This window comes from Paenibacillus sp. FW101-FHT12H11 (assembly GCF_058790355.1).
The window spans coordinates 299,140-314,128 of the sequence record NZ_JBYTCO010000006.1; the positions used below are offsets into that span (position 1 = coordinate 299,140).

At 46.9% G+C, this 14,989-nt stretch carries 13 protein-coding genes; 8 read left to right on the forward strand and 5 right to left on the reverse strand.

The annotated features are described in order from the left end of the window. Positions 1-63: 63 nt before the first annotated feature. The 3 genes from AC3WTJ_RS21100 to AC3WTJ_RS21110 all read right to left on the reverse strand — a co-directional run bounded on the left by AC3WTJ_RS21100 (position 64) and on the right by AC3WTJ_RS21110 (position 5,772). Positions 64-1,716, reverse strand: a complete 1,653-nt coding sequence (locus tag AC3WTJ_RS21100; protein WP_492523502.1) for a type 2 periplasmic-binding domain-containing protein — start codon at positions 1,714-1,716, stop codon at positions 64-66. Positions 1,717-1,976: 260 nt separating this feature from the next. Next, a complete protein-coding gene (locus AC3WTJ_RS21105; RefSeq protein ID WP_492523503.1) occupies positions 1,977-4,346 on the reverse strand; it encodes an AraC family transcriptional regulator in 2,370 nt (789 codons plus the stop codon). A gap of 160 nt (positions 4,347-4,506) precedes the next feature. After that, entirely contained in the window at positions 4,507-5,772 is a 1,266-nt protein-coding gene (locus tag AC3WTJ_RS21110) for an MFS transporter (protein ID WP_492523504.1), read from the reverse strand. Positions 5,773-5,927: 155 nt separating this feature from the next. Here AC3WTJ_RS21110 and AC3WTJ_RS21115 point away from each other — a divergent pair, with 155 nt between their 5' ends. The 7 genes from AC3WTJ_RS21115 to AC3WTJ_RS21145 all read left to right on the forward strand — a co-directional run bounded on the left by AC3WTJ_RS21115 (position 5,928) and on the right by AC3WTJ_RS21145 (position 11,012). After that, positions 5,928-6,161: a cold-inducible protein YdjO-related protein gene (locus tag AC3WTJ_RS21115; RefSeq protein WP_127457457.1), complete on the forward strand. Its 234-nt coding sequence runs from the start codon at positions 5,928-5,930 to the stop codon at positions 6,159-6,161. A gap of 121 nt (positions 6,162-6,282) precedes the next feature. After that, complete coding sequence (locus AC3WTJ_RS21120) at positions 6,283-6,726, forward strand: DUF2663 family protein (RefSeq protein ID WP_492523505.1); 444 nt, start codon at positions 6,283-6,285, stop codon at positions 6,724-6,726. A 766-nt stretch (positions 6,727-7,492) separates the two neighbouring features. Further along, a complete protein-coding gene (locus AC3WTJ_RS21125) occupies positions 7,493-7,822 on the forward strand; it encodes a PadR family transcriptional regulator (protein WP_492523506.1) in 330 nt (109 codons plus the stop codon). A 13-nt stretch (positions 7,823-7,835) separates the two neighbouring features. Beyond that, the gene (locus tag AC3WTJ_RS21130) at positions 7,836-8,702 is read left to right on the forward strand and encodes a pentapeptide repeat-containing protein (protein ID WP_492523507.1); all 867 of its coding nucleotides are present in this window, start codon (positions 7,836-7,838) and stop codon (positions 8,700-8,702) included. A gap of 18 nt (positions 8,703-8,720) precedes the next feature. Beyond that, positions 8,721-9,491, forward strand: a complete 771-nt coding sequence (locus AC3WTJ_RS21135) for an ABC transporter ATP-binding protein (RefSeq protein WP_492523508.1) — start codon at positions 8,721-8,723, stop codon at positions 9,489-9,491. 1 nt (position 9,492) lies between these two features. Further along, positions 9,493-10,260 (forward strand): ABC transporter permease, encoded by a 768-nt coding sequence (locus AC3WTJ_RS21140; RefSeq protein ID WP_492523509.1) that lies wholly within the window; start codon positions 9,493-9,495, stop codon positions 10,258-10,260. A gap of 131 nt (positions 10,261-10,391) precedes the next feature. Beyond that, a complete protein-coding gene (locus AC3WTJ_RS21145) occupies positions 10,392-11,012 on the forward strand; it encodes a carbohydrate-binding family 9-like protein (RefSeq protein ID WP_492523510.1) in 621 nt (206 codons plus the stop codon). A gap of 156 nt (positions 11,013-11,168) precedes the next feature. Here AC3WTJ_RS21145 and AC3WTJ_RS21150 read toward each other — a convergent pair whose 3' ends face one another. Beyond that, the gene (locus AC3WTJ_RS21150; RefSeq protein ID WP_492523511.1) at positions 11,169-12,368 is read right to left on the reverse strand and encodes an ornithine--oxo-acid transaminase; all 1,200 of its coding nucleotides are present in this window, start codon (positions 12,366-12,368) and stop codon (positions 11,169-11,171) included. 443 nt (positions 12,369-12,811) lie between these two features. Between AC3WTJ_RS21150 and aspA the strand changes: the two genes are divergently transcribed. Continuing rightward, positions 12,812-14,230, forward strand: a complete 1,419-nt coding sequence (gene aspA / locus AC3WTJ_RS21155) for an aspartate ammonia-lyase (RefSeq protein ID WP_379171522.1) — start codon at positions 12,812-12,814, stop codon at positions 14,228-14,230. A 61-nt stretch (positions 14,231-14,291) separates the two neighbouring features. Here aspA and AC3WTJ_RS21160 read toward each other — a convergent pair whose 3' ends face one another. Continuing rightward, positions 14,292-14,981: a DUF1361 domain-containing protein gene (locus tag AC3WTJ_RS21160; protein WP_492523512.1), complete on the reverse strand. Its 690-nt coding sequence runs from the start codon at positions 14,979-14,981 to the stop codon at positions 14,292-14,294. Between the last annotated feature and the right edge of the window lie 8 nt (positions 14,982-14,989).

The window sequence follows — 14,989 nt, forward strand, 5'->3', positions numbered from 1 at the left end:
CTCCTTTCGCCGCGAAGTTCTAGTAAAGCAGGGAGGGCGATTGCCCTCCCCCTGGCCTGTTATCTATCTTTTGTTGAAACGATCCAGGGATGCTTTCTTGATTTCAAGCGCACGGTCCAGTTTAACCGACTTGAATTTCTCTTGATATTTCTCGAAGGAATCTACAGGCTCTGTGCCCAAAATGATTTTGAGCGTCATTTCATCAACTAACGTGTTGACGTCAGTCATGATTTTGGCTAGCTCTGTACTTTCTTCCGGTGTAGCTGTGACTGGCGGCAGTTTATGTTTATCTACGTCTGTTTTTTGCCAAGTTGTAACGGCATCACGTTGTGTTTGCAAGGCTAAATATTGCTCGATGTAACGTTTATCTTGAACGAATGGACCATTGTAGTTACCGCGTACATACAAGGACAGAGCTTGTGCCGGTGCTAATTTATCCGGATTTTTCATGAGCAGGTCTGTATATTTCGGGTATCCATTTTCCATTTTGTAGGAAACGCCTTCTGTACCGAAGTTAAAGTAGTTATGACCTTCTTCGGAGTAACCATAGTCAAGAAGCTTAGCAGCCGTCTCAATATTTTTGGAAGAAGCTGTGATCGCAACCATGCCGCCTGGCGAGAAGGATGGATCTTTCTGGCCGTACATCGCGATATCGCCTTTTTTGAGTACTGGATATGGCGCTGCAACGAGCACGCCTTTCGGATCCTTCGCCGAAATCAGCGGCTGCCATTTACCGATACCGCCGCCAGCATTATTGACGGTAACGCCTGTTGCGCCAGAAGCCATATTCGCATCCAAAGCTTTGCCGTCCGCTGTTGCGAAGTTTTTATCAATTAAGCCTTCTTCATACCATTTGTGCATGGTTGCCAAGAAGTCTTTGTAGCCTTTTTCAGCCGGACCAAATTTAATCGTGCCATTGTCAATATAGAAATCACGCGTCACGCCATAAGCACCTGCGAAAGCCCCGTTTCCTAATTCATTGAACGGTCTAGGCACGCTGACGACGGAGAAGGCAGCTGTAGCGCCTTTCTTCTCTTTAAAGGCTTTAAGAGTCGTATACCAATCGTCAATCGTCTCTGGAATCGGCAGACCTAGTTCATCGAGCCAGTCTTTGCGGATAATTGGACCTTGATAGACACGCAAGTAATCATCGCCGCGGATGAACGGGAAGGAATAGTAGCTGCCGTTATCGGTTTTTACTTGTTTGTCGATCTCCGGATGTTCTTTGAGATATTTCTTCAAGTTAGGTGCAAACTTATCAATCGTATCATTCAACTTCAAAATGTAGCCGTCTTTGATCGCTTTTTCAGGACCGCCAGGGAACGCCCCTTGCCAGTCAAACTCGATCATATCCGGAAGATCGCCTGATGCTAACAAAACGTTCAATGCTTGCGAAGCTTGGTTAGTAGGAGGTGCAAGGAACTTTAATGGAACACCGGTCTTTTTCTGCCATTCCTGGAAGAAAGGAATGTCGGCGTGAGCCGCTTTGACCCCTGTCACGTTGCCGGGCAGTTCGCCCCAATACGTTAGAGTCTTATCTGTTTTGAGCGGGTACGAAGCTGGGGCGGCAGCCGCTGGAGCGGTTGTCCCTCCGGACGTCGCTTTCGGACTCGTGTCTGCACTCGGCGTGTTCGATGAAGAACATGCGACAGTCAAGCTTCCCATTAACGTTGTTGCAACAAGCACGGTGAACATTTTTTTTCTGTTTTTTTGCATAGATTGACCTCCTAAGAGTAACTAAGTTTTTCGCCAGACCAACTGGCTTCGCAGACGCTACTTCATTTTGTGCAAATGTACGAGGTGTTCTCTGTCACAACTCAACTATATGATAACGTTTACAATATAACTATCTGCAAATTGTCCAATTGCTTCTCGAATTGTTGAAACATGCTCTACAAAATATCCAATCGGGTCTTCAAAATAGCCAAAATAGGCCTATAAAAAGGAGCGGACAGCCCATTGGCTGCCCAAAACATCTATTTTTCTATCAGTTCTTTGTATTTTCCTGGCGTGATACCTTCGACTTTTTTGAATACACGGATAAAGGCATTGATATCATTGAACCCCACTCCGTTCGCGGCATCTCCGACCGATTGCTCTTGGCTCTTCAGAAGCTGCTTGGATTTGTCGATCCTGACTTTATTGATGCGATCCAGGAGACCTTCTCCCACATAATCTTTGAAAAGCTTCGACAAGTAAGTGGCTTTGCGGTCAAAATGGCTGCCGATCATGGTCACATTCAAGTTGGCATCGGAGTAATTATTTTCGATATACACAGAAATCTCTTCGACCAACTCCTGCAAGGCTTTTTGCCGCGTTTGCGAGATGGCTGCCTGCCGTTTGGCCGCTGTATATGTGCAGATTTGTTCTAGCATTTCATTCAAATACAGATTCATTTCCGGGACGGTTATGCTGCTTAAAAGCCTGTCGACCAGCTTGGGATTGCGGATGAAGAAGCTTTCCTGAATGTCTCCGGTTTCACTAATGCTCTTCATCATGGTGGTAACCAAGCCTAACATTAAGCATTTGGTTAAGGAGACGGAGATCCCGCGGATTTCAAAATTTTTGTTCATAATCTCGGCAAGAATGCTCTTCGCTTCTTCCAATTCACCCGATTTCACGGCGTACAGAAACTGTTGTTCAATTTGCGGTGGGTAATAGTAGCCGGAAACCGGCTCACAGGCACGGTTAGCTTGCAAATCATCATAAGCCAGAATTTCATGTCCGCCCATGACCAACTTGTAGGCCATAGAATCTAGCGCTTCTAAGAAAGCTTGAGGCACATTTGAAATTTTCTCATGTATGCTGCTTATCGATATCGTCAAATGAATGTTATAGGTCGTTGAGAGGAAAAGTTGGGTCTCTTTGGCGATGCGCAGCAGTTCCTCCTTGCCGTTCGCATCAGCTTCCGACGTTAAATTGACCAAACAAGCAATCGAATCGTCAATTTCCGTTGCATAGCCGCGGTGCCGCTTCGATGTCAGCTCTTCCACAACGTTCATAATGATGAAATGCAGCAGCTTCCACTTATCCTCATCGGACGTATGGGTAATCCGTTCGAAGAACGGCGCGCTTTGATCAACAACAAACAGCATAACGGCAAAGTCTTTGCGATCCAGCTTCATATCAAAAGTTGTCAAAGCTTCGGCAATCGGCATGTGCCGGTCCAGCTTTCCTTTCAATAACTTTTCGAGGAAATGGGAGCGGACCATATGCCGCTGCTGTTCCATTTTGCTTTTGAAATCAGCCATCTCAAGCAAGGTGCTGTCGACCGCTTCCTGGATGAAATGAAACTCGTTGTAGCGCTGGCCTGAGGCAAGGGTCATTTTTTTTGAAAATGCATGGACAAGACGCCGGACGGGATTATAATTGCGCCGTAAAAAGAAGAAAGTTAGAATGCCGCCGCCAAGCAGCGAAATCACCATGCTCATATACGTCAAATTGCGGATGTGAGCAGCCTTTTGCCAATAAATCGTACTCGGCATGATGGACACATATTTTAATTTGGAAATAGGCGACTGAATATTAAAAACCTCATATTTCTCATGGTCAGAGCCGGAGAAATAGAAGTTTGGCGTGTTTATTAATTTGTCGTACGGGAAATCGCTGGGAAGCGAATGGGCCGAATTGGAAGCCAGAATCTGATTCTCATTATTCAATATAAAGACGTGGCCTTTATTGAAAATCTCCATATTTTGAATAGCGCCAAGAATGCGTGACTGATCGACCATGATGACGTTAGTAGCAAGAGGCTGATTGTGTTCCATCGGGTAGGTGCTGATATAGGCCACCGTTTTGCGCAGCATGTTATCGTCACCGATCCGGGTCATCGGAATAAAACCTTTGAAGTTGGGACGAGTCATAATTTCTTGCCAAGATGCAAAAGAAAACTCATCGCTCATATGCAGGGTTTGATAGGCAAAAGCGCTCGGTCTGACTGTAGTAGGGAGAATTACGGATTGATCCTTATACAAATAGATATAAAAAGAGTCAATCAGCGGATAGGAGGTTTTGTACATCGATAGATTACGTGCGATTTGAGAAATATCATAGCGATATTCTTTGGGAAAGGCTTCATATTTATTCGAGTAGAGCAGCTCCTGCATGTTCACATTCCAAGTGATCTCAAAATTGAGCTGTTCCATCGCTTTGAATTGGTTATCCATGACTTCGCGAACCTGCTTCAATAGGGAATCATTGGCTTGTTGAATTTCATCCTTCAACGTTTTATTGGATTCCACATACACAAGTAAACCGATGACGACAGGCAAAAGGAGAATAACGATATAGGAGATCATCCACGTTAAGACAATACTTTGTCCATTAAAGATGATTTTATTCTTCATACTAGCAATCTCCTCACAATCAAAATCGGAATAGAAAACGAGTTCAATGCGACTCTATGAATGCGCTCTCATTTCATTGTATTTCCTTTCCATCGTCGAAGTCAACGATAGAAAAGAACCAATTTTTATCCGTGATCTATGCGAGACTCTTCCTCTTCCTTTACTGAGACTCTTCAACCGGTTTGAACCGATTTTTCCCGAAAAAGAAATAAAAGAAATAAGAGATCACCACGTAAACGACGGCTGTAATACAGAAGGCATAAGCGTAGCCGTAATAGGCGCCATGGCGGAATACCAAGCCTGTACTAATCGGAGCCGCCAAGAACCAGCCTAAGTTGAAAACAGCTTCTCCGGAAGATGAGGCTAGTCCGCGCAGCGAGCGGTCGACGTAGCTCATTTTGACCGAGTTGTAAAAAGGGTTCGCCGCGTTCATCAAAGCCTGCCGGAACAAATATCCGCCGGAAGATAAGTAGAAATTAGCGGAGAAGGCCGTCAGGAGGAGAAATGGGATGGAACAGAGCTGCAAATACACAACGGACTTAACTTCCCCGAATCGCTTCACAATCATTGGACCAATAAGAAAGGCAACTGCCGTTGCTCCTTGTCCTAACGCGACAACAATGCCGATTGCAGACTTGGAAGCTTCAAATCGATCCTCGAAATACACATTCAAGTAAGGGACAATCATTCCCCCGCCGATCGCGGATAGCAAGCCGAGCACGCAGAAGATGCCGATGACTTGAAGAGAAGATTTGTGTGAGTGCCAAGAACGCTTCCAATTGAGGGGTTCCCTCCGCGGCTGAATTTCCTGCTCGCTTTTTTCGAACAAAGCCACAGGGATGATGCCAAGCGCAGCGAACACAACGCCAAGTAATAATGTGAAACGTAGACTTAAAATTTCCTCTAACCCAACGACGAATTGAAAAAAGTCGCATAACAGGCCACCGAGCGCGATACCCACAACATTGGCAATCATTACAAGCGCCATATTGAAACTGAACAAATGCACACGCTGCTGCGGCGTGGAATTGTTAGCCATAAAAGGCAGGATGGTCGCCGAGACGACGGCAAGTGCCATGCCTCCGAAGAAGGATGAAACGAGCATGCCTGCTTCGACCTCGAATAAGGAGCGAATCGTCAATGCGACAATGGTGAAAACAAGACCAAACGTAATGACGCGCTTCGGTCCGAATCGGTCATTCATAATGCCTGCGGGAATAAGAATGATGGCTGCTGCCAGTGAAGTCATGCCTACGATGCTGCCGACAGTCGTTTGCTCATAGCCAAGACTTTTGACATACAGGTTATAAACGAGTCCGAACATACCCAAACCTAAGTTCCAAACAAAGTTGAAGCAAAAGAACAGCAAAATATTTCGGCTGTATCCCTGAAACTGAGACTTCCATTCTTGTAGCAAATTCGTCATGCGAGATTCCTGCCTTCATTGTGTGTCTAATTTGTAGCTGCTTTACTCATTCTACCATCGGTAAATAATTTTGAACACGGGAAAGACTTGATATTAAATGGGATCTGTATAATAATAAGTAGTCTAATCTACGAAACAGGGAGAACATGCTGAAAATGTCTACATCAACGAGTACCGTTACGGAAGAACAGAAACCAGAAGTCGAACAGATTGAAATTTGGAAATGTAAAGAGGCAGATTGTAAAGCATGGGTTCGCAAAGAATTCGTTACGGAAGCTTTACCAAGCTGCCCGCTCTGCAAAAATCCGATGATCCGCAGCTATAAGCACGTGCCTGTAACTGCAAAAAAAGGAAACAAAAAATTCCTGGTAGGGAAAAAACGTTTCTAAAACACGAATATTCAAAGACCAAAGCATCTTCGACAACGCTCTTAGAGTGATGCTTTCGGTCTTTTTTTCTTGCAAGATTAACGGTGAACAAGCATACGATGGTTAGTGAGGGGGAATGCGGATGAAGCAGCCTGATCTAAATCTAAGTAATGATACCTTAGTGTTGATAGAAAAACTGAAAAAGAGAAAGAAAGAATGGGACAGACTGAAGAAGACGCAATGGATATTCCTCATTTTTACAAGCGCTTTGTTACTATATTTCACGGTATCGTTCTATCACAATGTTTTATTAGTTTCGGGAGGTAACGCTCTAGCCATCCTTAACTTGCTTGTTTCGAACCAACGCTTATCGGTTTCCCTGCTGGCTTTGATCAGTTTTTTCATGTTTACGAGAAATCTAGTGAAGCAAAAAGAGAAGGCCAAAACGAAGTACGAGAACATCCGTATGGAAACCGTAGATCGACTTGATGCTGATTGGTTGCTTGACGTTAAGTCAGAAGCGCGTGATCAGATTTCTAGTTATCTGGATAAAGAATATGATATAAATATTGCTTATAAAAGTTGATTTGGCCTTGAAAGGGAGCAGTATTCTCGAGAAATTGAGAATGCTGCTTTTTTGGGTTGTAAAAGGACTGCCATGAGTGATAAGCGCTTGCCCGTATTGATGTTCGTTGGCGGAGAAGCTGGAATTTCTACGGTTAACATGGCGCGGAGGATGAGGGGATGTCGAGACGGACGGCTGTGCAGCAAAGTCGAAGGCATGTGGTTGACGAGCGTCATGCGACGCCACAGCGCACGTTGGGAGCTGCGGGCTACGTTGCATTATATACAACGTAATGGTGTGGTCAGACCGCGATTGCGGCCTTTCGTTGCACATCATACAACCATTTGTTGCGAAAGAAGTGATGTATGCAGTTTAAATGCAACAATCGTTGTATTAAGTGCAATATAGGAGGCGAAGTGAGGCCAAATACGGCCAAATGGTTGCACAAAATACAATATAGGTTGTCACAGTCGCAAATCGGACCTCACCGCATAAAATTTGCTGGTATCCGCCAAATGTCTCAGTAACGCTGAATTTTTAGCAGCGTTAGGTGTTCACACCCCACAAATGTGCTCCTACTGGGCTCTTAACAAGCTAAACTACGGAAGGAAATTAACTCCTCCAACGATTCCTTTCACCCCAACGCAGAACAACAGGGCGCTATTTCATCGAAATAGGCCCTTTTTTCATATTTGCATGAAATTATCCTAGGCAGAGTATTTAATTTAAAATAGTACCTTGACAGTCACAGTAGTATGCTTTATTATGCAGATATGGAGGTGATGACATGAGCGATAACAAGATCACATCCGACCTGCTTCGCGGACATACGGATACGCTGATTTTACGGCTCCTGTCTGAAGCTGATCGCTACGGTTATGAGGTTGTCAAACTGATCGCCGAGCGCTCAGGGGGCGAATACGAACTTAAGGAAGCGACGATGTATGCCAGTTTCCGGCGGCTCGAGGCAGACTTGGATATCGAGTGGTATTGGGGCGATGAAACGCAAGGCGGACGTCGCAAGTACTTCAGGATTACGGAAAAGGGCAAATCAACTTATGTCCGCAACTTCAACAATTGGGAATATGCCAAACGCGTAATAGAAAATTTATTATAAGGAGATTGATACGATGAATACGAAATTGACGAACTATTTGAACGGTGTTTTCACGCCATATGATGGGGTAAAAAGCGTTAATGAATTAAAGGCGGACCTGCACTCCGATTTGCAGGAGCGGTACAGAGAACTCAAAGCCGCGGGCAAGGATGATGAAACCGCATTAAAGATGACAATCGAGAGTATCGGAGATATCGAGGAAACGATCTTGGAAGTCGCCAATCTCTCTCGTTCATTGGAACGGCAGGTGCTGATTAACTTCAGCGCAAGCAACTTGGCGAATAGTGATTTTGCAGGCGTTACGGCCCATAAAGGACAGTTCAAAGGCAGCGCGTTACGCGGTTCTGACTTTGCAGGGGCGGATTTGACAGGCAGCACGTTTAAAAGCAGCGACGTTAGAGAAGCCAATTTTGACCGCGCAAACCTGACGGATTGCAGCTTATCCACGCTTGACCTGACAAATGCAAGCTTCCGTAACGCCATCCTTGTTCGAACCAATTTCAGCAAGTCGGGGCTTGAAGGAGCCCATTTTACAGGATCAAGATTGACCGACGTGACGTTAACGATGACCGATCTTAAAAAAACTATTTTTGAAGGTTGTTCATTTGATGGGGTTGATTTCAAGTACACGGATCTGACTGGACAATGTTTTGATGGGCAGACGTTTATCAGCGTTAAATTTGACAAAGCAGCCTTAAACGGTGTTTCGTTCAGAAACGCAACACTCAAGAATGTGTCTTTCTTATCGGGATTTACCTTGTCTAAGAAGTATTACAAGGCTATCCAAAGCATCATCTTTGACGGCGCTACGATGGATAAACTGACGTATGCCGCGCTTAAAGGGATGGAAGCCAATTTGTCAAAAGTGACAGTCATTTAAAGAAAGGGAGGGATTCGGATGCAAGCTGTGCATATCAAACCTATTCAAGTAAAAGGATTGACGAAATCCTACAAGGAGCATCAAGTGCTGAAGGGTGTAGATTTTGAGGTGGAAAAGGGCAGCATATTCGCCCTCCTTGGCTCCAACGGCGCCGGCAAAACAACGGTTGTCAAAATCCTCACGACACTGCTCAAGCCGGATGGCGGATCCGTCGCCGTTGGCGGACTCGATGTCGCGTCAAAACCTGATCATGTCCGGCAGGTGATCAGTTTGACCGGGCAGTTTGCCGCGGTGGATGAAATTTTGACGGGCCGTGAAAATTTGATCATGATTGCGAAGCTGCGATATCTCAAGGATCCGCGACAGGTTGCGGATGACTTGCTCAGGCGCTTCGGCCTGACCGACGCGGCCGACCGCAGGGTGGCTACTTATTCCGGGGGGATGCGCCGCAGGCTCGATATCGCCTTAAGCCTTGTGGGAAAACCCCAGATCATTTTCCTGGATGAACCGACCACAGGGCTTGATCCCGAAGCGCGCATCGAAGTTTGGAAAATCGTTAAGGAGCTTGCGGATGGCGGTACGACAGTACTCCTCACCACGCAGTATTTGGAGGAGGCTGAGCAGCTGGCTGACCGAATTGCCATTCTGCATGAGGGCAAGATTATCGCCAGTGGCACACTCTCGGATCTGAAGAAGCTGTTCCCATCCGCTAAGGTGGAATATGTGGAGAAGCAGCCGACACTTGAGGAGATTTTCCTGGCTATCGTCGGCAAAAAGGAGGAGAAATAAAATGGAGACGGTAAAAAATCATTTTTTCAGCGATATCAGCGTCATGCTGGGACGCTCCATGCGCCATATTTTCCGCAGCATGGACACGATCATCACGGTAACCATTATGCCGATCGCGATGATGCTGCTGTTTGTCTATGTGTTAGGCGGTGCCATTCAAACTGGAACGGATAATTATGTGAATTACCTTTTGCCCGGTATATTATTAATTGCGATTGCCAGCGGGGTGTCCTACACGGCTTACCGATTATTTATCGATGTGCAGCGGGGCATCTTCGAACGGTTTCATACCATGCCGATTGCCCGCTCGACCTTACTGTGGGGGCATGTCATAACTTCGCTGGTATCCAACGCGATCTCCGTTGTCGTCATCCTTCTCGTCTCGCTGCTTATGGGCTTTCGTTCCTCCGCGGGCTTACTGCCGTGGCTTGCCGTTGCCGGGATACTTGCCCTGTTTACGTTGGCCTTAACTTGGGTCGCAGCAATAGCTGGCCTGTCCGCAAAAAGCGTCGATGGCGCCAGCGCCTTCTCCTATCCGATTATCTTCCTGCCGTTCATCAGCTCGGCTTTTGTACCAACCGAGTCCATGCCGACCATCGTTCGTATCTTTGCAGAAAATCAACCGGTGACCTCGATTGTAGAAGCTATCCGCGCTTTGTTGTCAGGCGAGCCTTTGAATAATGATATATGGATTGCGCTTGCGTGGTGCGTCGGAATTATGCTAGTGGCCTATCTTTTTGCCATGAGGGTTTATAAAAAGAGGATATGAACAATTTTACCGCCGATAGGCGGTTTTATTTTGTTAATGGCACACTCTCACACTTTTACCTATTGGCATCGATGTAAGAAGATATTAATATTGGATACAAAGATAAATAGCAAAGTGAGGAACAAGCCGGAATGAGATACGAATGCCGATACATAGCTGATGAAAAAATACGTATTCCTTGGGATGAAATCCCTTCGGAGAGGCTGTATGATGTTGTAACCGGAGCCACTCCTCGTTTGGAAACGCAGTTTCGGGCATGCTGGACAGAGGATGCCTTGCATGTCCGGTTTGAGTGCGAGGACGATCATATTGTGGCGACGATGGAACGCCGTGATGATCCAATCTATGAGGAGGACGTCGTGGAAGTGTTCCTTGACCCCATGGGTACGGGCAAAGTCTACTACGAATTCGAACTGAGCCCGCGGGGCGTTGAATTCGATGCGCTGATTCACAACAACCTTGACGGGAATAAAAAAGTGGATGTGGCTTGGGACGCTAAGGGCTTGCGTACATCTGTCTCCGATAGGGCTGAGGGAGGGAAGCATTACGAGCTGCGAATTCCTTTTGCCGATTTAAGGGAGGGGCAAGAGCAAGCGCAAGTTCCGCGACATGGTGCCGAGTGGGGCTGGAATGTATACCGGATCGATGACGATACGGAAGGCAAGCGGCATTATTGGGCCTGGTCTCCGACCGGTGCAGTCAATTTCCATATTCCGCAGCGTTTTGGGACGCTCGTGTTTGTGAACATATAACAAAAGCTCCGACTTCCTCTTACGGAAAGCGGAGCTTTTTATTTCGCGAAACTACAGGCTGCTATATGTCCAGAATTGCAGCTGTTGACAGCTGTTCGGGAACTATGGTCCGCTATTCCTCAATGTTTGATTTCCTCGACGGTAATCAGCTTCAGCTCAAGCGCCAGTCAGCACATCATGCACATGCTGCCAAGCCCAATCCAGCTCCTCCCGCGTAATGGTTAACGGAGGAGCAAAACGAATGATGTGCTCGTGTGTCTCCTTGCACAACAGTCCCTTTTCCTTCAGCTGTTCGCAGAGTGGGCGTGCCGGGACCTTGAGGTCAATACCAATGAACAGCCCGCGTCCGCGAATCTCCGCGATCAGCGGCGACTGAATTTCCTGAAGCCGCTTCAGGAAATAAGCCCCAAGCTCATCCGAGCGCTCTGCGAGCCGCTCGTCTTCGATCACTTCCAGCGCCGCGATCGCGACGGCGCAGCCGAGCGGGTTCCCACCGAAGGTGGAGCCGTGGGACCCGGGCTCGAACACCTCAAGGACCTCGCGATCTCCGGCTACGGCCGAGATCGGAAAGACACCGCCGCCGAGGGCTTTGCCCATGATGTACAGGTTCGGCGTGACGCCTTCCCAGTCCGTGGCAAAGCGGCGGCCCGTACGGCCGAATCCGGTCTGGATTTCGTCCGCGACGAAAAGCACCCGATTCGCTTGGCATAGCTCATAACATTCCCGCAGGTAACCGTCCTGCGGGATCACGATGCCGGCTTCGCCCTGGATCGGCTCGAACAAAAACCCGGCTGTATCCGGTCCGATGGCCGCCCGAAGCGCCTCCACATCCCCGTAAGGGATGATGCGGAAGCCCGGCGTGAAAGGCCCGAAGCCGCGCTTGTATTCCGGGGATGACGAGAAGGAAGTGACCGTCACCGTGCGCCCGTGGAAATTCCCTTCACAGACGATAATTTCCGCTTGATCTTCCGGAATCCCTTTGACGTCGTAGCCCCAGCGGCGGATTGCTTTGACCGCCGTTTCGACCGCTTCGGCACCGGTGTTCATCGGCAAAACCATCGGTTTATTGGTGTAATTCGCTAATTTTTCATAGAAAGCTCCGAGTGTTTCGCTATGAAAAGCTCTCGAAGTCAAGGTGACCTTCTCAGCTTGTTCATGGAGCGCTTTCAAAATATGGGGATGACGATGCCCTTGATTTAATGCCGAGTATGCGCTAAGCATATCCATGAACCGGTTACCGGCTGGATCCTCGACCCACACGCCTTCCGCTCTGGAAATGACGATAGGCAGCGGGTGGTAATTATGGGCTCCGTACTTTTCTGTTTTTTCAATAATCAAAGAACTTTTTGTGTCCATGAGTATTCCTCCTTGGAGTGCAACCTGGCCAAACGTGTTTTGATACTTGTATTGTCGCACAATGCGAGCTTGTAATCTATTGTATTCTTCTGGTTATAACGTTGCTCATGTACGGGAATAAATCGAAGATGGTTCAATATTCGGGCAGCGTATTTTCCGGGAATGTCCTTACATCGGCCGACTGCGAGCATATATTAGTAGAGAAAGGTAATATTATTTGAAGAATACTTAAACATTTCGAATGATGAAAATGCTTTCATTTTCGCATAAATTTATTACAAGGCGTGTCAGATATTGCAGGAATATGGGTTGGAAGGCGCGAATAGTTCTGATAACCACTGTACATTACGGTGGTCAATTAATATTCATCCCTGAAGGATGCTGTTAGAACACCTACTTCGCGAGCGAGCAGTTACTTTAATGAAAAAGGAACGGTGTGTACGATGAGTATTCGCATTGAAAAAGATTTTTTAGGTGAAAAGCAAGTACCAGCCGAGGCCTATTATGGCATTCAAACGATGCGTGCCCTTGAAAATTTTCCAATTACAGGCGTAAAAATTCATGCAGAACTTATAACGGCGTTAGCAGAAGTAAAACGAGCGGCGGCTCTGGCGAATATGGAAACGCATATGCTGCCTAAGAAGATTGCTGAGCACTTGGTAAAAGCAGCTGAAGAAGTCAGGGAAGGCAAACTTCTGGATCAGTTCATCGTAGACTCTATCCAAGGGGGAGCTGGAACTTCAATTAATATGAATATGAATGAAGTACTGGCCAATCGGACGCTGGAGCTGATGGGTGAGGAGAAAGGCAGTTACTTTCATTGTAATCCAAACAATCATGTGAATATGTCACAGTCGACGAATGACGTCATTCCTACTGCGATCAAAATCGCCGCATACCGCTTATCCCAACAATTAATCGAGACGATGATCTCGCTGCAGAGCGCTTTTGCCAAGAAAGAAAAGGAATTTGATGATGTGATAAAAATGGGAAGAACGCATCTTCAGGATGCTGTTCCAATTCGTCTTGGACAAGAATTCGGCGCCTACGCACGTGTCTTGCAGCGTGATATCAATCGGATTCGCCAAGCTTCAACGGGTCTTTTGACGGTGAATATGGGAGCAACTGCCGTAGGGACGGGGCTGAATGCGAAAACGGAGTATGTCAATCGCGTCATGTTTCATTTGAAAGATGAGTGCGGAATTCCGGTTGAGAATGCCGAGCATTTGGTTGACGGCACGCAAAACATGGATGCTTATACAGAACTCTCTGCGTCTTTGAAGGTATGCGCCGTGAATCTGTCCAAAATCTGCAACGATATTCGTCTGATGGCTTCAGGTCCGCGGGCAGGTCTAGGGGAGCTGAAATTGCCGCCAAGACAGCCAGGGTCCTCGATCATGCCGGGCAAAGTGAATCCTGTTATGCCGGAGGTTGTAAACCAAGTGGCCTTCCAGGTGATCGGGAACGACCATACGATTTGTTTGGCATGCGAAGCAGGCCAGTTCGAGCTTAACGTCATGGGCCCGGTACTTGCGTTTAACTTGCTGCAATCGCTCAAGATCTTGCGCAACGCGGCGGATGTTTTCGAGCGCTTCGCCATCGAAGGTCTGGAAGCGGACCGCGACCGGTGCCGCACCTATGTTGAGCAAAGCTTCGGCATCGTTACGGCTCTGAATCCGCATCTGGGCTATGAGGTAGCCGCGCAGTTGGTTAAAGAGGCCGTGCGCACAGGCATGACGCTGAAAGAGCTGATTCTGGAGCGCGGATTGCTGACTACGGAGGAGATTGAAGAAATCCTCAATCCGATTCAGATGACGACGCCGGGCATTGCCGGCGAGAGACTGCTGCATCCTGCGGACTAAGCCAGGCTTGAACGAATAAAACGCCCTTAACTCATCGAAATGATGGCTGAGGGCGTTTTCGTTATCTTTTATATACAGCAACCTTGGAGCTGCTTATGCCATTAATAAGCAAATAGAAAGTTGCGTACATGGCAAGGATGACAAAGCCGACTAGCACGCAGAAAATAATTGCTTCTTTGTGTATGCTCTTTTGCAGGGTGTCCACAATATCCAGACTCAACAGAGCATCCCAGCTGTTCAATCGATATTCTCTGCCCAAAAGAATGCCATATCCGCTTAGCAGCGAGGTTACGATCATGAGGAACCATGAGAGGATGCGGCCCCAATGTTTCATCAAAATGAGATGGATCATATACATGGAGCTGCAACCAAGCAATAAGCCATTCCACGCATATAAAAAAATGGTAAAAAAATCATTCCAAAAGCTCATGCTCCAGGCTTTTTTGGTTATGTATAAGTCCTTCAACAGTGTTAAATGGATGAAATCAGTGATGATATACGGGGCATTCGGCAGGAATAGAAGCCAGGCTAGTCCAAAGATGAAGGTGAGTAGATGGACGGCAACCGAAGGTCGGCGCAAATGTAACAAATAAGCCAACAAGGCGAAGAAATTGGGGATCCAGGCAAGGAATAGATTCCAATTCAGGAATTCAAAGTAAGTTTGATTTTTGAAGATCAGATAGATCCCAATCGTGGATAAGGAAAGCAAGGCGAGTAAAAGCTGCAAAACCCAGTGATTTATCGTTTTCATGCAATCTC

Excerpts from the sequence above, each read along its gene's own strand:
- AC3WTJ_RS21100 (WP_492523502.1), bottom strand. The coding sequence starts at position 1,716 with ATGCAAAAAAACAGAAAAAAAATGTTCACCGTGCTTGTTGCAACAACG.
- AC3WTJ_RS21105 (WP_492523503.1), bottom strand. The coding sequence starts at position 4,346 with ATGAAGAATAAAATCATCTTTAATGGACAAAGTATTGTCTTAACGTGG.
- AC3WTJ_RS21110 (WP_492523504.1), bottom strand. The coding sequence starts at position 5,772 with ATGACGAATTTGCTACAAGAATGGAAGTCTCAGTTTCAGGGATACAGC.
- AC3WTJ_RS21115 (WP_127457457.1), top strand. The coding sequence starts at position 5,928 with ATGTCTACATCAACGAGTACCGTTACGGAAGAACAGAAACCAGAAGTC.
- AC3WTJ_RS21120 (WP_492523505.1), top strand. The coding sequence starts at position 6,283 with ATGAAGCAGCCTGATCTAAATCTAAGTAATGATACCTTAGTGTTGATA.
- AC3WTJ_RS21125 (WP_492523506.1), top strand. The coding sequence starts at position 7,493 with ATGAGCGATAACAAGATCACATCCGACCTGCTTCGCGGACATACGGAT.
- AC3WTJ_RS21130 (WP_492523507.1), top strand. The coding sequence starts at position 7,836 with ATGAATACGAAATTGACGAACTATTTGAACGGTGTTTTCACGCCATAT.
- AC3WTJ_RS21135 (WP_492523508.1), top strand. The coding sequence starts at position 8,721 with ATGCAAGCTGTGCATATCAAACCTATTCAAGTAAAAGGATTGACGAAA.
- AC3WTJ_RS21140 (WP_492523509.1), top strand. The coding sequence starts at position 9,493 with ATGGAGACGGTAAAAAATCATTTTTTCAGCGATATCAGCGTCATGCTG.
- AC3WTJ_RS21145 (WP_492523510.1), top strand. The coding sequence starts at position 10,392 with ATGAGATACGAATGCCGATACATAGCTGATGAAAAAATACGTATTCCT.
- AC3WTJ_RS21150 (WP_492523511.1), bottom strand. The coding sequence starts at position 12,368 with ATGGACACAAAAAGTTCTTTGATTATTGAAAAAACAGAAAAGTACGGA.
- aspA (WP_379171522.1), top strand. The coding sequence starts at position 12,812 with ATGAGTATTCGCATTGAAAAAGATTTTTTAGGTGAAAAGCAAGTACCA.
- AC3WTJ_RS21160 (WP_492523512.1), bottom strand. The coding sequence starts at position 14,981 with ATGAAAACGATAAATCACTGGGTTTTGCAGCTTTTACTCGCCTTGCTT.